We start from the raw sequence: 19632 nt of genomic DNA on the forward strand, positions 1-19632 counted from the left end.
AGTATCAAGTCAGTAGGTCGGACGTTCCTCCTTGGTGCCTTCCCTGTGGTTGACTACACGTCCGAGTATGAACAGGAGGTCAGACAGGCGGTTGAGGAACTTCACAACCTTCTGTGTGTCGTCGACGTCGGCACCCTCTGTCTCTTCTACCTCGGCGAGAAGACCCACCGCCCTTCTCTCGGCTCGTCTCCCGACCGTCCGCGCGAGATGTAGCGACGATCCCGCCGACGATCCGCTCGGGAGTATGAACGACTCAAGAGCCGGGATCTCCTCGTCGAAGTCATCACACTTCTCCTCGAGCCAGTCGGTGTCGTCCTGGGTCACACGCGGGTCGTCGTCTCCCTTGTCGGGGTTCGAGAGATGAGCCTGTGCCTTGAAGAGACGGTTCTGTACCTCCTTGAGAACGTCGACGACGTTGCTGTGCTGACCCGAGTCGAGCTTAGACGCCGCGAATCCTATGAAGGCGTTGAGTTCGTCGACTGTTCCGTAAGCCTCTATCCTCGCAGACGACTTCGAGACGCGTCCGCCGTTTCTGAGATCAGTCTGTCCCTTGTCACCTCTTCCCGTGTAGATCTTCATGGTTCTACATCGTCGGATCGGAGATTAAGGCTTGTGTTGTGTCACGACGCCTTGAGAGTCTCGTCTATTATAACTGAGGATGTCGGCTTGTGGACGACACGGACGTCGACCTCGTCGCCGGAGTTGATCTCACATTCTCCGCTTGTGATACGGAACCTCGCAGTTTCACCGGGTGACCATGTGCCATCAGTCACGTCCTCGTCAAGCTCTCCCCCCTCCGGGCTGTTATAGTCGAATATGTCGTCGCCCTCGTAGTTGTCACTTCCGAGTGTGTTCGTTGGAAGGTCGACTATCCTCGCAGTCTTGCCGCAAGCGTCGGTAGCGTCGACCTGTATCTCGATCTCTGAGACATCTATCGGATCTCCGGATATATGCCGTAGACGCACTATCTGGTCGTCCTCGCCACCCTCAGTGTCGATATTATGGACTAGTTCGCCCGACGACTCACCGACCATAGGTGCGGGCTCGTTGAGATATGATCCGTACTCCGAGGCGAGTACCATAGTAATCCCTGCTATCAGAACAGTTATCGCGACGAGAAGAACAACTCCGACGGCGGGCGAGACAGCTCTCCCCGCCCTTTCTCCGTCAAGATACATACGACGACTTAGAACCACCCCATTAAAACTCACGGGGCTTTTTCTAGGACTCTACTCACAGCGGTAGCAGCGCGGAATCCCACGGCTTTAGGCAGGTAGCTGACCACGCCACTTATACACCACAAGACACAATCTCGGTTATGGAACAAGAACACCGACGTGACGAGACGGCTGACACCGATCCCGACGTAGTCGTCGACTGTCCCGCGTGCGGAAGGACGCCCCACGTTGTCCTCAAGGAGGACTCACAGGCTACAGTGAAATGTACTGAGTGTGGACACGTACATAAGGTCAAGGTACAGAAGCCCGAGACGGTCGAGAGACGAGTCGTCGTAAGCCAGGGCGAGGACAGCTTCTCGACCCGGTCGCCGATGGAGTCCGACGAGTTCATACAGGTCGGCGACGAGTTCGTCCTTGAGTCCGACGAGGGTATCTTCGGCGTCGAGGTCACGAGCGTCGAGGTCACAGAGGAGGACACCCAGGGAACCGAGACGACTAAACGTGTCGAGTCGGCGACTGCCGACGAGGTCGAGACAGTCTGGACACGTACCGTCGACAACGTCAACGTCGATGTCACCGTACATTCCGAGGGCGACTCCGAGGGCACTAAGGTCAGGCTCCCGGGAGACTACTCGGTAGTCGTAGGTGAGACCCTCGACATAGACGGTAGGAGCTACGAAATCACGGCGTTTATCACCGACGACGGCACGAGACTGCGTTACGAGGGCGATGATGTCGAGGCGAAGAATGCCAAAAGAGTCTACGTCGAGTCTTAGTCCTCGGAGTTGAGGTGTGAGTGTTCTCCGACGAGAGCGTTGTTGAAGTCGACCCCGTCTAAGACGGTTTCCCTGTCGACTATCGAATGTCTGACGGTACAGTCGTCTATCCGGGCGTTCTCGAATACTATCGAGTCCTCTATCTCGGAGTCGTGTATCTCGGCGCCTGACATCACATAGACGTCTTCACCGACCTCGGTGTTCTCGACCACCGCGCCGTCTTCTATTACGCTCTCGTCCATAGTATACGAGTTGGCGTCGAGGTACGAGTCGGGGGTTCCGACGTCGAACCACGCGCCGTCGAAGACGTACGAGTATACGTTCTCACGCGTGTGGAGCCACTCGATGAAGAATCCGGGAGCGTCGGGGTTGTTGTCACCCCTGAGGTACTCGTCTAAGAGACGCAGAGTGTCTGCGGGGAAGGCATAACACGCTATCGAGACGAGTGTACTCTTGGGATCGTCGGGCTTCTCCTGGAAGTCGACGACCTGTCCGCCCTCGACATCCACGAGACCGTACTGCTTGGCGTCCTCGCGCGACCCGACGTCGTACGAGGCGATACACGTCGATCCCTTAGAGTCGAAGAACTCTATGAAGTCGTTGACCTCGAACGAGAAGAGGTTGTCGCCGGCTATCACGACGGTGTCCTCGTCTATCGACTCACGTTCTACGAGGTCGGCGAGAGCTCCTATAGTTCCGAGCTTCTCGTCCTCCGAGGTCGTGGGCTCGACTGCGACGGTCGCTTTCTCATAGCCCTCCGACTCTATGTGTTCCTCGAAGTCGTCGGCGAACCTCTGGTTAGTGCTCACGAATACCTCGGAGACAGCGTCCTCGTCTTCGAGAGGGTCGAGTATGTAGTCTACTATGGGCTTTCCCCCGAGAGGAAGAAGAGGCTTCGCGCGGTTCTTGGTTATAGGCCAGAGACGTGTTGCGTAACCGCCTGCCAGAACGACAGCTTTCATAAACAGCCCTAAACAGAGATTACTCCGACTTATTCTTGGCGTTGTGATCCGACTGGTAGCTGTCAGTTATAGGCACACCCACGACCTTCTCGCCCGGTTCGACGTCCCTGTCGACGAGACTGTTCGCGCCGATAACGGCTCCGTCTCCTATCTCGACGCCGGGAAGGACGGTGACGTTCGCGCCGATCATGACGTCGTCGCCTATAACGACCTCCCCCTTCCTCCACTCGTGTCTCAGGAACTCGTGGCAGAGTATAGTGGCGTCGTAGCCTATTATGACGTCGTCTCCTATCTCTATGAGATCAGGGAAGAAGACGTCGGGTGTCGACTCTAAACCCCACGAGACGCGTTCGCCCTGTTCGACGCCTATGAGTCGGAGTAGGAATCTCTTGAGACGCAGACTCGGGGAGTGTCTCGCTAAGAGTATCACGACGTAGTTGACGACGACCCTGACGGGGTGTCGTGCCTCCGTCCAGTACCTCAACGAGTTGTGCTGGGTCTCGAACCTCCGAGTGCGTCTCATTACTTACTCTACTCTCTACTGTCTCAGACTCTCCATATGGTCGATACGTCTCTGTATCAGTTCGGAGTTGCCTATGTCGTGTCTCACACGGAGTCCGTCTCCGAGTATCGAGAGGGCGTCCTCGGCTATCTCCTCGGCTCCTTCTATCGTCGCGTCGACGCCGACGACCCCGAGAGACCTAGAGGTCGTGGTGTAGAGTGTGTCGTCCCTCTTGTCGACGCTCGCGTAGTAGACGAGTGCATCGGTGTCGCCCTCGTCTATCTCTATACGCGCGCCGCTCTCGGGGTTCGTGGGATACCCCTCTGGTACGGCGTACTTACAGACAGTCGCCTTCTTCTCGAACTCGACCTCAGGCAGGTCACCGTCTCGCGCGCCTTCGAGTATATCGACGAAGTCGGTTTCGAGTATAGGGAGTACGTTCATAGCCTCGGGGTCGCCGAAACGTGCGTTGAACTCGACGACCTTAGGGCCCTCTGAGGTGAGCATGAACTGTCCGTAGAGTATCCCCTTGTACTCGGGGAGGGCGTCGACGGTCTCCTCTATTATAGAGAGTGCGTCGTCGTACTCCTCCTGAGTCATGAAAGGCAGGAGATATCCCGCGTCGTTGTAGCTTCCCATTCCACCAGTGTTGGGTCCTTCGTCGCCCTCGTAGGCGCGTTTGTGATCCTGGACGGCGGGTGTCGGACGTACCTCGCCGTCGGCTACGAAAGCCTGGAGAGTGAACTCCTCTCCGACGAGACGTTCCTCTAAGACGAACTCGTCGTAGCCCGAGTCACGTATGTACTCCTTCGCCTCTTCCTTGGTGATCTGGTCTCCCGTGACCCTCACACCTTTTCCTCCGGTGAGTCCACGAGGCTTCACAGCCAGGTCTCCGTCGTACTCGTCGACGTACTCACACGCCTCGTCGACGTCTGAGAAGACGGCGAAGTCGGGTGTGCCGGATATACCGTTTTGGCGCATGAACTCACGCGCCCACGCCTTGTCGGTCTCTATACGTGCTTCCTCCTTTCTGGGACCGAAGCCGTAGATACCTCTCTCCTCAAGAGCGTCGACGACTCCCGACTGAAGCGGTGACTCGGGTCCCACGACAGCGATCTCGGCACCGACCTCCTCGGCGTAGTCGGCGACAGCCTCGGGATCTTCCGTCTCGATCTCCCTCATGCCGTCGGCGAGTTCTTCTATCCCGGGATTCCTGTTAGTCACAGCAGCGTAGATCTCGACTTCTTGGTCGGACTCCGACACGGCGCGCGTAATCGCGTGCTCGCGTCCGCCCGATCCGACTACGAGTATGTCCATACGCGAGATACGTTGTCGTCTAAATCAATCTGGTGGTTGTACGCAGACGTACCGATACTTAATAATTTAAAATGATGCTATCCTGAAACTTAATCCCCATCTTTTTGGGACTACGTCTCCAACACGGTACAGGGATCGTCAGAGATCCCGGAGGCGGCAATTTGGCCTTTCGTGGGCAGGTTGGAGAAGCCCTCAAGGAGTCGAGGTATCACCTCGTCCATAGCCTGCCGATGCCGGCCGCCTCGAATTACTGTTATGATCGATAATTTTTGTATTTTATCATACAGTTGTAGTAGCATCCGTGGGACTACGACGACACTCAGACCGACACCGACACCGACACCGTAACTGCCTTAGCAACGACTACCCTCTTCTGGGTATGGAACCCGACGCGGCGATTGAGTATCTATTCAGGCTCAGGAGGTTCGGGATGAAGAAGGGCTTCGAGAGGGCGGAACGTCTCCTCGAAGCTCTCGGAGATCCCCACGAGGAGGTCGACGGTATACAGATCGGGGGCACGAACGGCAAAGGAAGTACGGCACGTATGGTCGAGTCGTGTCTCCGGCGTGACGGCTACGACGTCGGTCTCTATACCTCTCCACATATGGTCGACCTCGGCGAGAGAATACGTGTCAACGGCACGAAGATGACACAGTCAGCCATGGCGGAGTTCGTCGAGGAGATCGGACCACTCGTGGACGAGATGGTCGCAGACGGCGACGCTCCGACATTCTTCGAGACTACGACAGTGATGGCTTTCTACGAGTTCGCGAGGAGAGACCTCGACTACGCAGTCTTAGAGGTGGGTCTCGGCGGGAGATACGACATCACGAGCCTGTGTAACGCCGACGCCGCGGCTGTAACCTCCGTGTCTCTCGAACACACAGACGTTCTCGGAGACGACACCCAAGAGATAGCGTGGGAGATAGGACACATAATACCCGAGGACGGCTTCTGTTCGACGGGAGCGCGCGGTGATCCGCTCGGTGTCATACGTGAGATGGCTGACGACAGGGACGCGAGCCTGACCGTCGTCGACGAGGATCTCGGATACGAGCCGGGGGAGATCGACAGACGTCTGCGTCAGACTCTGAGTCTCGAATCCTCACGCAGACGGCTCGAAGACGTCAGTCTACCCTTAGCGGGCGAACACCAGTCGAGGAACGCCGCGGTCGCTCTAGGTCTCCTCGACCGTCTCGGTGTCTCCGACGACGCGGTCAGGCAGGGACTCGAACGCGCCGACTGGCCCGGACGTTTCGAGGCGGTAGAGTACGACCCCGTCGTTGTACTTGAGTCCGCACACAACCCCGCGGGTGCGGAGGCAGCAGTCGAGACAGTCGAAGACGTGAAAGAGACACTGGAGTACGAGAGCCTCGACGTCGTCTTCGGTGTTATGTCGGATAAGGATCTACGCGGCATAGTGTCGGAGATAGCCGAAGCCGAGCCTCGGCGTATCTATGCGTGTGAGCCGTCGACCTCCCGTTCAGAGGACGCCTCAGTCGTAGCCGAGGTATTCGACGAAGCCGGGGTCGAGTCACAAGTCCACCGAGACGTACGTGAGGCTGTCAGGCAAGCCGTCGACTCAGCCGGCGACGACGACGCCGTACTCGTGACGGGATCTATCTTCACAGTCGGCGAGGCGAGGACCCTCTGGAAGACGAATACGGCTTCGAGGGTCTTCGACTCGGTCGAGGACGCAGACGGAGTCATCCGAGACATCTCCGAGGCGAGAGACGCAGTACATCCGTCCGTCTTACTCAGGGAGACAACGCCTAACGAGGAAAGGGCTCTCAGACAGACTGCCTCCGACTCCGACGCCGAGGTGTCGCCGTCTCACTCCTCCGTCTCGTCACCGTCCTCCGGGGCACAGACACGGTCTCAGACCTATACCGACCTACGTCTAACCGCCTCGGTCTCGGAGTATGACGAGATAACCCAAGACGACCGAACCCCGGGATATCTCCGTCACAGACTGAGTTCGGCTCTCGAAGACAGAGGTGAGGACGACTCGGAGACGAAGGTCATGGGAATACTAAACGTCACGCCCGACTCGTTCTACGACGGAGGAAGGTACGCAGCCGTAGACGACGCAGTCGAGAGGGCTTACGAGATGGTCGAGGAAGGAGCCGACATAATTGACGTAGGGGGTGAGTCGACACGTCCCGGAGCCGAACCCGTGCCACCCGGGGAGGAGGCTGACCGTGTCATCCCAGTGATCGACGAGATAGACGTCGACGTTCCGATATCCGTAGACACGAGACATCCCGAGGTCGCTCGGCGCGCTGTCGAGGCGGGAGCCGAGATAGTAAACGACGTCACCGGACTCGACGACCCCGGGATGAGGCAGGTCGTAGCCGAGACAGGCTGCCGAGTCGTCGTGATGGACTCGGTCAACGTACCCGTAGATCCCGCGACGAAGCCGGAGTACGACGACGTCGTCTACGATGTCATAGACCGTCTCTCGGAGAAGGTCATACAGGCGCGGCGTGCGGGGATAGGCGACGAACAGATAATACTCGATCCGGGTATAGGATTCGGGAAAGGAAAGGAAGGCGACGCCGAGGTTCTCGCGCGCACCGACGAGTTCGCGTCACTCGGCTATCCGGTTCTGATCGGCTGTTCGAGGAAGTCGTTTCTGCGTGGAGTCACCGACCTCCCGAAGGACGAACGTCTCGAAGCCAGCTTAGCCGCCAACGTCGTTGCGTCCCTCAGGGGAGCCGACATACTCCGAGTACACGACGTGAAGGAGACAGTGAGGGCGGTCAAGGTCGCCGACGCGCTTGACACTCGGTGACATCCTAATATCTGTTTTGAGAAGCTTTAATAACCGTCTCCGAGTATATAAGTACGGATTCCTTTCCGGAGGATAAAACAGTTGCAACCAGAAGTAAATATAGGACTCGTCGGACACGTCGACCACGGCAAGACTACTCTCGTCCAGGCTCTGAGCGGTAAATGGACGGACGAACACTCAGAGGAGATGGAGAGAGGCATCTCTATCCGTCTAGGATACGCTGATGCCACCTTCCGCAACTGTCCTGATCTCGATCCTCCCGAGTCGTACACTGTAGAGGAGACATGTCCCGATGGGAGTGAGAGCGAGGTTCTCAGAGAGGTCTCGTTCGTCGACTCTCCGGGGCACGAGACACTCATGGCGACGATGCTCGCAGGGGCGTCGCTGATGGACGGAGCCGTTCTCGTGATAAGCGCGAACGATGAATGTCCACAGCCACAGACGAAGGAGCATCTGATGGCTCTCGACATCATCGGTATAGAAAACATCGTCATAGCACAGAACAAGATAGACCTCGTCTCACGTGACGAGGCGGTCGAGAGCCATGACGAGATAAAGGAGTTCGTCGAGGGAACCGTCGCGGAGGACGCTCCTATCGTCCCGGTGAGTGCCGAACAGAACGTCAACATAGACCTTCTCATAGAGGCGATTCAGGAAGAGATTCCGACCCCCGACCGCAACCCCGACGCTCCCCCGCATATGCTCGTCGCGCGTTCGTTCGACGTCAACAGACCCGGAACGCCGCCCGACAGTCTCAGAGGTGGTGTCATAGGTGGCTCGCTCGCGAGCGGAGTCTTCGAGGAGGGCGACGAGATAGAGGTACGTCCCGGTGTCGAACGTGACGGAGACTGGCAGCCGATACAGACCGAGATACGTTCGTTAATGGCGGGAGAGGAGCCCGTCGAGAAGGTGACTCCCGGAGGTCTCATAGGTGTCGGCACCGGACTCGATCCCTCGCTCACTAAGGGGGACTCACTCGCGGGTCAGATAGCGGGAGACCCCGACGAGTTACCTCCTGTTGTCGACGAGTTCACGATGGAGGTCGATCTCCTCGACCGTGTCGTCGGAATGGACGAGGGCAAGAAGGTCGAACCCATCAACACGGGAGAGCCTCTCATGATCTCGGTCGGGACGGCGACGACAGTCGGGACAGTCACAAGTGCGAGGGGCGACGAGGCGGAGGTCAAGCTCAAACGTCCTGTCTGTGCGAGGCAGGGGAGCCGTATGGCGATAAACCGACGCATGGGGACGAGATGGCGTCTCATAGGCGTCGGAGTCCTAAAGTAAAGTGAACGGATGGGACGTGGCTCTGACGGAGACGAGAACCGGGACAGAGACAAGGATGAGGACACCGGGAGACAGAGACAGAGACAGAGACAGAAAGTGATTTTTGACACGAACGCATTGATGGTACCATCACAGTTCGGAGTCGATGTCTTCGACGAGGTCGAGAGGCTCGTCGGAGGCTACGTCGCGGTGGTGCCGAGAGGCGTCGTGAACGAGCTCAAGAGTCTCGCGACCTCAGACACAGACGCCGAGATGGGGCTCGAAATTGCCGACGAGAGATGTGAGGTCGTCGAACACGAGACCGAGGGACGTAAGACCGACGACGTCATAGTCAGCATAGCAGAGAACTCCGACGAGGTATCGGCGGTAGTTACGAACGACAGAGAGCTTATAGACAGGCTCCTCGATGTGGGTGTTCGCGTCGTACGTCTCAGACAGAGGAGCCATCTTCAGATAAAGTATCCATAAGAAACAATGTACAAACGCGTCAGACTCGTTGACACGGTAAGAGTGCCTCCTGAGAGGCTCGGAGACGTAGACACGGAGCTCATCCGTGAGCTTCTTCAGGACAAGCTCGAAGGAAGAATGGACGAGGACCTGGGTTCGATAGTCGCAGTCACTGAAGTCGAAGATGTCGGAGAGGGGCATATACTCTACAACGAAGCCGGAGTCTTCTACGAGGCGACATTCGACGCCATAGTCTTCGACCCCACGATGCAGGAGGTCGTCGACGGAAAGGTCACAGAGGTCGTCAGCTTCGGAGCCTTCGTCGGCATAGGACCTATAGACGGTCTTCTCCACGTCTCTCAGATAAGCGAGGACTACTACTCGTACGACGAGGCGAACCAGAGGCTCGTCTCGAACGAGTCGAACCAGGCACTCGGTGTCGACGACCCTATACGTGTACGTATAGTCGCAGTATCGATAGACGAGAGAAACCCGCGTGAGTCGAAGATAGGACTCACAGCGCGACAGGTCGCTCTCGGAAAACACGGATGGCTCCAGGAAGAGAGGGACGCCTCCGAGACAGACGCCGAGACACAGACTCCTGATCAGTAATGTCGGAAGTAATGGTCTGCCGTGAGTGTCACAGGGTCGTAGAGGGAGAAGAGTGCCCCGTCTGTATGTCGACCAACCTGAGCGAGGACTGGTCGGGATACGTCGTAATCACAGATCCCGAGAAGAGCGAGATAGCCGACAAGATGGACGTAGACATGAAGGGGAAGTTCGCCCTTAAGGTTCGTTAAGATGTCACTCATAGAGCTTCCGAAGGATCTGAGGTCGGAGCTAAAAGAGCCCCTCGGTCCCGTCTACACCGAGATAGACGAGGCTGTCGAGGGTAGAGACGCAGATACAGACGGAGACCGAGACCCGAGGTACATAACCGTCGGCGACATAGTCACCTACCACTTCTTAGTCGAGGGGATACTCCCCGACGTCTCCGTAGTCGACGGAATGACCGAGAGACACGAGGTCGACGAAGAGGTCGTCGAGAGATGGCTTGAAATCCCCGACTCGTTAGAAGTCGAGAACCCCGCGGGAACCGTCACGCGTGACCTCCTAAACGGTCTGTGTCAAGGACTCGAATCCGACGACTCGATACGTGTCGATGTCGACGGTGAGGAAGACCTCGCTACGCTTCCGGTGATAGCCAAGGCAGACATCGGAGACACCGTAGTCTACGGACAGCCCGGAGAGGGCATGGTCTTCGTCGATGTCACCGAGGAGAAGAAAGACGAGGCTGTCTCTCTCATGAGACGTATGGATATCGAGGACACAGACGAGATGGAGTCACTCCTCGAACTCGGCTGAGGTCTTGGCATTGTCTCTCTCCGCAGGCGGCTGACTTAATCAGTAGTAGCCGAGATTTCTAGGACAGGGAACAGGTTTTACTATTAGTAAGACGCACGTATTACTATAATATGTCTAAAGCAACTACGGAGGATGATGAGATAGTCACTGTCAACTTCAAGACTACTCAGTCGTTTCTCGACGAGGTAGACGAAGCATGGCAGGGACGGGGCTTCAACAGCCGTAGTGAGTTCATACGGTACACACTTAGAGACGCAGTCGAAAATCCGACTTTCGACAGGGACGAGCTTATAGCCCTTCTACAAGCCGAGGAAGACGTACGTGAGGGAGAGACTATGGGCTCCGACGAAGCACGTCAGAACTTCGGTACAGACACAGACTCACAGGACGAGGATGACTGACAGCGGTTGGACGTGGGAGCTCTCTAAGAAAGCCCAAGACGACCTCGGGGGTCTCGAAGCTAAAGACCAAGACCAGATCCTCGACAAACTCGACGAGATAGTAGACTCACCGTGGCGTGATCCTCCGGACTACGGCGAGCCTCTACAGAATAGCCCTCACAAGAAGATACGAGTCGGTCAGTACCGGCTGTCTGTGTCTTTTCAGCAGGACGAATCCCGCTTAGTCGTCGCTCGGATTAAGCGCCGCGGCGGGGCGTATACCGCTGACTGATTGACATGGCTTCACCAACGGCAATCTCTTACTCCCTGCGTCCTTCGTAATTCTTAAGCGACGTACTCACTTTTAACTAAATATGCAGATAGATATCACCGACGAGGAGGAAAACAGTCTCCTCGACAGGAAGGAGATAGAGTTCAGCATAGTACACGACGAGGAGACGCCTTCGAGGCTCGCAGTACGTGACTCTCTCACGGCGAAGCTCGGAAAGTCGAGTGACGAGGTCGTCGTCCACAGCATGAAGACGAAGAGAGGCATCAACGAGACTGTCGGCTACGCCAAGGTCTATGACTCCGCCGAGGCGGCGCGCGAGGTCGAGGAGGAGTACATGCTCGAACGTAACAAGATAGGAGCCGAGGAAGGCGAGGAGGAGGCGGAAGCGTAGTATGACACAGAGACACGACTACTACGACGTCACAGACGACGGCGTCGAGGAGACGAAGGAGAACTGCCCGAGATGCGGCGACACCTTCCTCGCCGACCACGGCGACAGGAAACACTGTGGCAGATGCGGATACACCGAGTTCGAGTAGACCGTCTCTGTACTTCTATTCTAATTAATGAGGATCGTAGGCATAGAGGGTACGGCGTGGAACGCGAGTGCGGCGGTCTTCGACTCCGAGGCTGGGAACGGAGGCGGAGATGTACTCAGTCTTGTAACCGACCCGTATGTCCCCGATGAGGGAGGCATACATCCGAGAGAGGCGAGCGAACATATCTCGTCGGCGATCCCCGGCGTGATAGACGAGGCACTCGAAGACGTCTCCGACGACAGTATAGACGCCGTCGCCTTCTCACGTGGTCCAGGCTTGGGACCCTGCCTCAGAGTCGCGGCGACCGCCTCACGCGCACTCTCGCTCAGACTCGACGTTCCTCTCGTAGGCGTCAACCACACAGTCGCACATATAGAGATGGGAAGGTTCTCGTCGGGCTTCGAAGACCCCGTGGCACTCGACGCCGCGGGCGCGAACACTATGGTGACGACCTACAGAAACGGACGTTACCGTATACTCGGAGAGACTATGGACACCGGAGTCGGCAACTCACTCGACAAGTTCGGTCGACACGTCGGTCTCTCCCATCCCGGAGGACCCAAGATAGAGGAACTCGCGTCGTCGGTCGATGACTCGGAGTACGTCGAACTCCCCTACACAGTCAAGGGAATGGACTTCTCTTTCTCGGGGATAATAAATGCCGCACAGAAGAAGTACGACGACGGAGTCGAAGTCGAGAGGCTCGCCTACTCGGTACAGGAGAACGTCTTCGGCATGCTCACAGAGGTCTGTGAACGCGCACTCGCTCTCACGGGGAAGGATACGCTCGTGGTCGGAGGAGGCGTCTCGCGTAACTCACGTCTCAGGGAGATGCTCGAAGAGATGTGTGACGAGAGAGGCGCGGAGTTCGAGTCGCCCGACCCCGACTATCTCTCCGACAACGCGGGTATGATCGCAGTACTCGGATATATGATGTACCGAGCGGGCGAGACGGTCGATGTAAAGGATAGCCACGTCAAGCCCGACTGGAGACCCGACGAGGTCGATGTCGTCTGGAGGGACGGAGTCGAGGAGAGCCGACGAGGCGACAGCGTGATACACGGTGCCGAGGCGGTCGTCGACTTCGACGGGTCTGAGGTCACCAAGACGAGACTTCCGAAGTCCTACAGAAGCCCGAGTCTCGACGCCGAACTAAGGAGAAAGAGGACTGTCTCGGAGGCACGTCTCACCTCGGAGGCACGGAAGGCGGGGGTTCCGACACCCGCGGTCTTAGACATCGACAGTCACGGCTTCGAACTCCGTTCCGAGCGGATAGGTATAGGAACCGACGCGTCTGACCTCTCCGACTCGGGTATAGACACAGAAGACGCAGACGAGATCGGACGGCATCTCGCGCGTCTCCACTCGTCGGGAATCGCACACGGCGACCCGACGACACGTAACATGGTGAGGTCGTCGGACGGACGTATCTACCTCATAGACTTCGGACTGTCGTACGCGACACGTGACACCGAGGACTTCGGCATGGACGTCCACGTCCTGAGACGTACTCTCGAAGGCACTGTCTCGGACTCCGACGAAATCTTAGACGCCTTCTGGTCGGGATACTCGAAGGTCTGGGACAAAGCTGACGAGATCTACGACCAGGTAAGAGAGATAGAGGAACGCGGCAGGTATCTGTAGTCTAGGTCAGCTCAAGACGGATACGTATCGTGGTTCCGTCGTCTGTGTCGAACTCTATCTCGCCGCGTGACTTCCTGACTATCCAGTGGACGAGCCAGAGCCCGAGACCGCTTCCGTGGTAGAGCGACTGTATCTCCCTCTCACCCGTTAGAACCTCGACCTCGTCGTCGGGTATTCCGTCGCCGTTGTCCGAGACCAGTATCTCGGCTGTATCAGCCAACGTCCTGACATTCACCTCGACCTCGGTCTGACCGTGACCGTCGTTATCGTTGTCGTTATGTACCACGGCGTTCTGTACGACCTCCGAGACAGCCTTGTCTATGTCGGGATCGGCGACCGCGGTCACGTCGGGCTCTATATCCGTTTCTATCTCCGCAGTCTCGTATCTCTCGCCGACCTCCCTGACGGCTTTCTCGACTGTCTCTGAGATGTCTACGGGCTCTGTCGTAGACTCCTCTCCGAGTATAGTCTCACTTAGCTCCCTCGCCTTCTCGCTCGTCGAAAGTATTCCCTCTCCGGTTCGGATTATCTCGTTGACCTCGTCCTCGACTTCCTCCGGGGCTTTCTGTTCGATGACATCGGCGTATCCGAGTATGACGTTCATCTTGTTCCGGAGATTGTGTCTCAGAACCCTGTCGAAAATCTTGATCTGTTTCTCGCGCTCGTTTCTCTCTATCTCGTAGCCAAGCCATCTCGAAAGCAGACGTACGAAGGACTTCTCTGAATCCTTGATCTCCGACCCAGGCTCGGGGTCGCCGAAACACAGCGTTCCGTAGAGACGGTCTCTGACCTTGACCTTCGTGCCTATGTAACTCCTGAGACCCAGCTTCGAGTAAGCCATGCTGTCCTCCCCCCACTCCTCAGGTATGTCAGTCACACCGAGGAAGTCGTCGTCTGTCTCGAGGAGTCTCTTACAGTAAGTTCCCGAGAGCGGAAGCCGACGCCCCTCGTATATCTCGTCGCTGTCCCCCTCGTGTGCTACTACCTCGATACCGTCTCGGAATCCCTCACAGAAGAGCCCGTCGTGGTTCTGGTCGTCGTCGGGAGAATTCGAGCCAACCCCTCTCCTCTCGACCTCGACCGAGGTGAGATACGCCTCAGACATACCGACTCTCTCCGAGCCTATACGTAGAACCTCGTGTATCTTGTCGTCGAGGCTGAGGTCGAAGTCGGAGGCATAACTGTGGAGGGCTCTCAGGCTCCTCTCGTTCTTCCTCACCTCGTCCTCGAGACGTTTTATACGGCTTCTGTCTCTGATCGCCGCCATCACACGGAAGTCGTCGTCGGTCTCTATCGGACTCAGCGAGATGTCTATGGGTATCTCGTCCCCGTGTTTCGTGACACCGAAGATACTCAGACCCGTGCCCATGGGACGTGTCTGTGGCTCTTCCATGTACTCATCTCTCAGACCGACGTGTTCCTCCCTCTGTGACTCGGGAACGAGTCTCTCTATCTTCTCCCCCACGAGTTCGTCTGTCCCGTACCCGAACATCTCCTCGGCTGACGAGTTGATCTCACGTATCACACCGTCGTCGTCTATGAGTACCATAGCGTCGGGCACGCTCTCGAAGAATGTCTCCCAGCCAGCGTCCATTTTGTTTTTCTCGTGTCTTCCTACCTGGGTTGGACATATATCCCTAACTATCTCGGGTCTGTCTCCGGCTCTGAGAGTATCTCGGAGGCGTCCGAGAGTATCTCGGCGTGGTCGAATCCGAGTGTGAGACTCGAAGTCTCGTCTACTTCGACCGTCTTGACCTCCGTCGCCTCCTCTCTCGGTCTTGGCTCCGCGGCTTCGTCGGCTTCGAGTCGACGACAGATGTATGCCGCCGAGACGTTTCCTCTCTCGTCCCTGTCGGGGTCGTCGTAGAGACCTACGAACTCCTCAGCCTCGACTTCGAGGTCTATCTCCTCCTCGACCTCCCTCTCACACGCTTCGCTCGCCGTCTCGTCTCTCTCGACCATGCCGCCCGGCAGAACCCAGTCGCCCTCGTGAGGCGGATGGCTCCTTCTCATGACGACTACTGTGTCTCCGAGTACGACGACGCCGTCGACAGACAGACATCTCAGGTTCTCTGTCTCCATGTCTAATCTAAGGCTGTGATCCGAACCGTTATATGTTTACTTGACAGACTAATCCGTTACAATGCGTCTGACCGACTCCCTGAGGTCGGCTTACTCGGCTCTCTCCAACTCGACTTCCGAGCTACTTCCCTTCTACATGATGACTGCGGCGTCGAGTGTCGCGGCGCGTGTAGTTCCTGTCCTCGGTATCGTGGCGTCTTACGTGGTTCTGTCGTCACACGGACGTATAGAAGACTTCAAGTCGGAAATCGAGGGTTTCAACACATCGACGTTAGTCTCCGACGGCGAGCTAAACCAGACGGCTGCCGACTCTCTGACCCAGACCTTCTCTGTTCTGGTTACACCCGAGTCTACGGCTGTTCTCGGAGTCAGCCTCGTTGGGGGTGTCGTACTCTTCGCTTTCGTCAACTCAGTTGTCTCGGCGGCGAAGATAAACGCGGCTTACGGCGTACTCAGACGGTCGGGGTCGCCCGTCGAGGACGGTCTCAGAGGCGGAGCCTCCGACTACCTCAGTCTCTTTTTCCTCTTCTGTCTCGAAGCCGCCGTAGAGCTTCTCCTAGTCTCCGTCTTCGGCGGCTTGGCGGCTGTCGTCCCGACCGCCGCTGCGGTACTTCTCGCTCCCGTCTGGCTCGTCTCGGCACTCGGGGTTCATCTCTTCTTCTTATTCGCCCCACAGGCGGTAGTCGTCGACTCAGAGGACGTCTTCGGCTCCCTCCGGCGCAACTTCGGCTTCGTCACGTCTCAGCCCGTCGAGACGGCTGTCTATCTCATCGTAGCCGTGGTGGTCTACTCGGTCTCTTTCGGACTCTCGGCGGTTCTGAGCCTCGTCTCGGCGACGACGGTTGCTACTCTCGTGGTAATGCTCGGTGTAGTTCCCTTCCTCGACATCACCAAGACGAGCCTCTACTCGGGTGAGACCTACAGCCGCGAGACATCCGTCGTCGGTGTCGAGAGGTCGGTCTCGACACGTCTCCTCGACTCGGTGAGGGACGGTCTCTCCGAGACGGCGGTCTTCGTGAGGTCGCATCCCCTACTCGTCACCGTCAGCCTCGGTGTATTCGTGGTAGGACTCGTCAACGGCTTAAACGCGGCTTCGGGAATCGAGGTCGTGATGGAGCCACCCGAGGAGTCGTCACGTCTCTTTCAGAACCCCGTAGGAACCTTCTTCGAGATAGGTGCTAACAACTGGCTAGTCGGCTTCTCACAGGCTTACTCGGGTCTCGCTGTCGGCGTCCCGACTCTCGTGAGTCTGTGGTACAACGGCGCGGTGATCGGAGGGATACTCGGTGTCAGGATCGGCTCGACGGCTCCTCTTGGGCTGGCTTCACTCGTAGCCCTTCTGGCTCCCCACGGTGTACTTGAGATACCCGCTCTCGGCGTCACGGGAGGACTTGGACTCCATCTCGGACGTGAGTCGTGGGCTGTACTACGGGGTAGAGCGTCTGTCGGTGAGTTAGCCGACGAGGTCAGGAGAGCCTACTCGGTACTCGTGGGTCTCCTCGTCGTCTTCGTAGTCGCGTCGGCAGTCGAGTCCTTCGTGACTCCCGTCGTCTACTCCGTGGTCTCGTGACCGCCGTCCTCCTCGTCTTCGACCGGAGCTATGTAATCTATAATGTCGTAGGGGGTCTTCGACGTAATCTCGACGTGTAAGGAGCCTAGCTCGTGTCCGCCTACTTCTATGTTGAGACGTCCGACACACGCCGCCTGTTTGCTCAGGTCGAACTCTATCTTTCTCCCCTTAACAGTCTCGGAGAGGGCGGAGTTGACGGCGTCGTTTATGTACTTCTCCTCGACGGCTTGTCTCAGACCCTCGACCGAATGTGTCGTCGCTCTTATCTCCCTCGGGGCGACCCCGTCTTTCTCAACAGTCTGTGTATCGGCGTCGGGAAACAGATTCAGGAGACAGTCTCTGACCTTCTCCTCGACCTCGGTCGGATAGACGGGTACGGTGACCTCGACCGTCGCGCTGTAGACGTCTGTCATGCTACGTCTTTGTACGTCTAGAGCCAAATAACTATATACACGGACGGATCATAAGTTTATACTCTGTATGTCATCACAAAAAGGCGTCTCACCCGTCTTCGACACCATCTATGACTGTCTTGGGTACGAACGGATGGCTGTATTCGATGTCGTAGAGGACGGCCGTCTCGAACTCTCAGTCGTGAGAGGCTACCGAGACGCCGACTCCCCCTCAGAGAGTCTCGCAGCCGACTCGGTCGAGAGACACGAGACTGTGATAGGAGACGAATCCAGAAGCGCGGCTTTTCCTCTTGAGATAGACGGCGAGGTCAGAAAGGTTCTCGTCGTCGAGGTTTCCGAGTCGGAGACGTTTGACGAGACCGACGCCGAGCTTCTGACGACTTTCGGGTCCTGTCTGAGCGGAATGGTACGTATAGCAGACGACTACAGCTTCCTAATAGACATGCTCACACACGACCTCCGCAACTACCTCAGCGTCATCAAGGGGACACAGACAGTACGTCTCGAAGAGGATCAGGACACCGACGAGGAGCCGGAGGAGATCCGGAGAGCCTATGAGAGTGCCGTGAGGAGTGAGGAGCTTCTCGAGGAGGTCAGAAGCCTCGCACAGATCTCACGCGGAACTGAGGTCGAGAGAACCGACCTCAAGAGTCTCGTGTCCGAGTCAGTCGAGAGCTTCGGACACGACGTCGAGGTTGAGACACGTCTCCCCGACGAGGACGTCTATGTGAGGGCAAATGAGATGCTCGTCTCAGTCCTCGATAACCTCCTCAAGAACTCGGTCGAACACTCACGTCTCGAAACCGACGAACTCCGAGTAGGCGTCACTGTCGAGATATGTGAGTCCGACGACGAGGCTCTCCTGACTGTCGAGGACAACGGCGAGGGAATACCCGACGAGGTCAAAAGACATCTCTTCGAGAGAGGTGTTAAGGACGAGAAGACCGGGTCTACAGAGAAAGCAAGGCGAGTGCCTCGGGGTCTTCAAAAAGCAGAGCTTTTTGGGATACGGAAAATCAAAGATTTTCCTTGACTTGACCCCGAGGGTGAAGCCGACACTTAGACGTGTTCTGTCCGTTCGATGTACCGTTCAATCGTCTCCGTTGAGACGGTGCCCGCAGTTCCGATGTAGTACGAACGTTCCCAGAACCCACCACCCCACAGATACTCCTCCAAGAACGACTCGTGCTGTTCCCACATCTTCCGGGCCGTGACGCTCTTGACCGTCCGAACAATCTCGCTCGGTGCGTGCTTCGGGTGAGCAGAGAGGAACAGATGAACGTGGTCTGGCGAGATGTGGAGCGACAGTATCTCGTAGCCGTACTCGTCGCACACGTCTCGAAAACTCGCTTCCAACGAGTCTTCGATTGGTTCGAGTATCGAGTGGCGATACTGAGCGGGATCGGAGATCCCGCGAGGTACGCAAATCTTCGATTTGCTTGACTTCGGACATTGCAAATCAGAGATTTGCAAGCAGTCAATCTACGATTGACAACACCAAACGAAGTGGTAGTTGACGTTGTACACCGTGTGATTCGACCGCTTCTCGCCCATATCGAACATACTCCACCAACACAGTTAAGTATATCCAAAGGATATACAGAGGTGTGACGAATCGCTTTGAAATCGACGGCGAGGAAGTTCTTGACGGCGAGGTCAAGCCGTTCGGGAATAGCGCCCACGTCACCGTTCCCAAACGCTGGCGAGGAGCCGACGTGAAAGTCGTCCGAACCTCAGAACCCACCGATCAAGACGAAGAATGACTGACTCACAGACCCTCGTCAAGACGCTGGACTTCCAACTCGACATCCAGAGTGACAACGAGGGTCTGCTGTACGACGCCACGCTCGAAGCCCGCCGAGTGTACAACGAAACCATCCGTCTCGCCAAAGAGGGCGTAGACTGGGATTCGATTTCGCCTCGCCTCGAAGACGATGCCGACCTCGTGAAAAATACGACACAGCGCGTCGTTGCCAAAGCTCTCGGCGCGATGGAGAACTACTACGAATACGACGACTTCAACCAGCCGAGCCACACAAAGGATGGCACGTACCCGCTCCGGGCGAACTACGAGGAGGGGTACA

At 57.1% G+C, this 19632-nt stretch carries 25 protein-coding genes; 16 read left to right on the plus strand and 9 right to left on the minus strand.

Features of this window, described 5'->3' with window-relative positions; genetic code table 11:
• Positions 1 to 9 precede the first annotated feature (9 nt).
• Together SV253_04515 and SV253_04520 are read right to left on the minus strand one after the other, a co-directional pair.
• A complete protein-coding gene (locus SV253_04515; protein ID MDY6775326.1) occupies positions 10 to 579 on the minus strand; it encodes a cob(I)yrinic acid a,c-diamide adenosyltransferase in 570 nt (189 codons plus the stop codon).
• Between the two features lie 41 nt (positions 580 to 620).
• Entirely contained in the window at positions 621 to 1178 is a 558-nt protein-coding gene (locus SV253_04520) for a type IV pilin (protein MDY6775327.1), read from the minus strand.
• Positions 1179 to 1318: 140 nt separating this feature from the next.
• On the opposite strand from SV253_04520, the gene SV253_04525 reads away from it, so the two are divergent.
• Entirely contained in the window at positions 1319 to 1954 is a 636-nt protein-coding gene (locus SV253_04525) for an HVO_0476 family zinc finger protein (protein ID MDY6775328.1), read from the plus strand.
• On the opposite strand, the gene SV253_04530 is transcribed toward SV253_04525, so the two are convergent.
• From SV253_04530 to purD, 3 genes are read right to left on the minus strand one after another with little or no spacing between them, the layout of a single operon-like run.
• Positions 1951 to 2916 carry an NDP-sugar synthase gene (locus SV253_04530; protein MDY6775329.1) on the minus strand — a complete coding sequence of 322 codons (966 nt, stop codon included), beginning with the start codon at positions 2914 to 2916 and terminating at the stop codon, positions 1951 to 1953. The two genes, SV253_04525 and SV253_04530, sit on opposite strands and share 4 nt — an antisense overlap.
• A gap of 19 nt (positions 2917 to 2935) precedes the next feature.
• Positions 2936 to 3439 carry an acyltransferase gene (locus SV253_04535; GenBank protein ID MDY6775330.1) on the minus strand — a complete coding sequence of 168 codons (504 nt, stop codon included), beginning with the start codon at positions 3437 to 3439 and terminating at the stop codon, positions 2936 to 2938.
• Positions 3440 to 3454: 15 nt separating this feature from the next.
• Positions 3455 to 4735 carry a phosphoribosylamine--glycine ligase gene (purD, locus tag SV253_04540; protein MDY6775331.1) on the minus strand — a complete coding sequence of 427 codons (1281 nt, stop codon included), beginning with the start codon at positions 4733 to 4735 and terminating at the stop codon, positions 3455 to 3457.
• A 379-nt stretch (positions 4736 to 5114) separates the two neighbouring features.
• Between purD and folP the strand changes: the two genes are divergently transcribed.
• The 11 genes from folP to SV253_04595 all read left to right on the plus strand — a co-directional run bounded on the left by folP (position 5115) and on the right by SV253_04595 (position 13483).
• On the plus strand, positions 5115 to 7529 hold the full coding sequence (gene folP / locus SV253_04545; protein MDY6775332.1) for a dihydropteroate synthase: 2415 nt from the start codon (positions 5115 to 5117) through the stop codon (positions 7527 to 7529).
• A 72-nt stretch (positions 7530 to 7601) separates the two neighbouring features.
• The gene (locus tag SV253_04550) at positions 7602 to 8816 is read left to right on the plus strand and encodes a translation initiation factor IF-2 subunit gamma (protein ID MDY6775333.1); all 1215 of its coding nucleotides are present in this window, start codon (positions 7602 to 7604) and stop codon (positions 8814 to 8816) included.
• A 9-nt stretch (positions 8817 to 8825) separates the two neighbouring features.
• Entirely contained in the window at positions 8826 to 9284 is a 459-nt protein-coding gene (locus SV253_04555; protein MDY6775334.1) for a hypothetical protein, read from the plus strand.
• A gap of 6 nt (positions 9285 to 9290) precedes the next feature.
• Entirely contained in the window at positions 9291 to 9875 is a 585-nt protein-coding gene (locus SV253_04560; protein ID MDY6775335.1) for a DNA-directed RNA polymerase, read from the plus strand.
• Positions 9875 to 10063, plus strand: a complete 189-nt coding sequence (spt4, locus tag SV253_04565) for a transcription elongation factor subunit Spt4 (GenBank protein ID MDY6775336.1) — start codon at positions 9875 to 9877, stop codon at positions 10061 to 10063. The genes SV253_04560 and spt4 overlap by 1 nt, the downstream gene beginning before the upstream one ends.
• A gap of 1 nt (position 10064) precedes the next feature.
• Positions 10065 to 10628 carry a DUF359 domain-containing protein gene (locus SV253_04570; GenBank protein MDY6775337.1) on the plus strand — a complete coding sequence of 188 codons (564 nt, stop codon included), beginning with the start codon at positions 10065 to 10067 and terminating at the stop codon, positions 10626 to 10628.
• Positions 10629 to 10738: 110 nt separating this feature from the next.
• Positions 10739 to 11029 carry a ribbon-helix-helix domain-containing protein gene (locus tag SV253_04575; GenBank protein MDY6775338.1) on the plus strand — a complete coding sequence of 97 codons (291 nt, stop codon included), beginning with the start codon at positions 10739 to 10741 and terminating at the stop codon, positions 11027 to 11029.
• Positions 11022 to 11300, plus strand: a complete 279-nt coding sequence (locus tag SV253_04580) for a type II toxin-antitoxin system RelE/ParE family toxin (protein MDY6775339.1) — start codon at positions 11022 to 11024, stop codon at positions 11298 to 11300. The genes SV253_04575 and SV253_04580 overlap by 8 nt, the downstream gene beginning before the upstream one ends.
• 82 nt (positions 11301 to 11382) lie before the next feature.
• Complete coding sequence (rps24e, locus tag SV253_04585) at positions 11383 to 11691, plus strand: 30S ribosomal protein S24e (protein ID MDY6775340.1); 309 nt, start codon at positions 11383 to 11385, stop codon at positions 11689 to 11691.
• Position 11692: 1 nt separating this feature from the next.
• Entirely contained in the window at positions 11693 to 11839 is a 147-nt protein-coding gene (locus SV253_04590) for a 30S ribosomal protein S27ae (GenBank protein ID MDY6775341.1), read from the plus strand.
• Between the two features lie 27 nt (positions 11840 to 11866).
• Positions 11867 to 13483, plus strand: coding sequence for a bifunctional N(6)-L-threonylcarbamoyladenine synthase/serine/threonine protein kinase (locus SV253_04595; GenBank protein MDY6775342.1), 1617 nt, complete (start codon positions 11867 to 11869; stop codon positions 13481 to 13483).
• 1 nt (position 13484) lies between these two features.
• On the opposite strand, the gene SV253_04600 is transcribed toward SV253_04595, so the two are convergent.
• Together SV253_04600 and SV253_04605 are read right to left on the minus strand one after the other, a co-directional pair.
• Positions 13485 to 15077: a PAS domain S-box protein gene (locus SV253_04600; GenBank protein MDY6775343.1), complete on the minus strand. Its 1593-nt coding sequence runs from the start codon at positions 15075 to 15077 to the stop codon at positions 13485 to 13487.
• A gap of 47 nt (positions 15078 to 15124) precedes the next feature.
• Positions 15125 to 15565, minus strand: a complete 441-nt coding sequence (locus SV253_04605) for an NUDIX domain-containing protein (protein MDY6775344.1) — start codon at positions 15563 to 15565, stop codon at positions 15125 to 15127.
• Positions 15566 to 15626: 61 nt separating this feature from the next.
• Here SV253_04605 and SV253_04610 point away from each other — a divergent pair, with 61 nt between their 5' ends.
• A complete protein-coding gene (locus tag SV253_04610) occupies positions 15627 to 17135 on the plus strand; it encodes a stage II sporulation protein M (protein MDY6775345.1) in 1509 nt (502 codons plus the stop codon).
• On the opposite strand, the gene SV253_04615 is transcribed toward SV253_04610, so the two are convergent.
• On the minus strand, positions 17117 to 17548 hold the full coding sequence (locus tag SV253_04615; GenBank protein ID MDY6775346.1) for an RNA-binding domain-containing protein: 432 nt from the start codon (positions 17546 to 17548) through the stop codon (positions 17117 to 17119). The two genes, SV253_04610 and SV253_04615, sit on opposite strands and share 19 nt — an antisense overlap.
• A gap of 67 nt (positions 17549 to 17615) precedes the next feature.
• Between SV253_04615 and SV253_04620 the strand changes: the two genes are divergently transcribed.
• Positions 17616 to 18581 (plus strand): ATP-binding protein, encoded by a 966-nt coding sequence (locus SV253_04620; protein ID MDY6775347.1) that lies wholly within the window; start codon positions 17616 to 17618, stop codon positions 18579 to 18581.
• 26 nt (positions 18582 to 18607) lie between these two features.
• On the opposite strand, the gene tnpA is transcribed toward SV253_04620, so the two are convergent.
• Positions 18608 to 18976 carry an IS200/IS605 family transposase gene (gene tnpA / locus SV253_04625; protein MDY6775348.1) on the minus strand — a complete coding sequence of 123 codons (369 nt, stop codon included), beginning with the start codon at positions 18974 to 18976 and terminating at the stop codon, positions 18608 to 18610.
• Between the two features lie 179 nt (positions 18977 to 19155).
• Between tnpA and SV253_04630 the strand changes: the two genes are divergently transcribed.
• Both SV253_04630 and SV253_04635 read left to right on the plus strand, forming a co-directional pair.
• Entirely contained in the window at positions 19156 to 19311 is a 156-nt protein-coding gene (locus tag SV253_04630) for a DUF2080 family transposase-associated protein (GenBank protein MDY6775349.1), read from the plus strand.
• The coding region (locus SV253_04635) for a transposase (GenBank protein MDY6775350.1) at positions 19308 to 19632 on the plus strand (325 nt) is incomplete at its 3' end. The genes SV253_04630 and SV253_04635, both read left to right, overlap by 4 nt.

This window comes from Candidatus Afararchaeum irisae (assembly GCA_034190545.1).
Taxonomy (GTDB): Archaea; Halobacteriota; Halobacteria; order Halobacteriales; family Afararchaeaceae; genus Afararchaeum; species Afararchaeum irisae.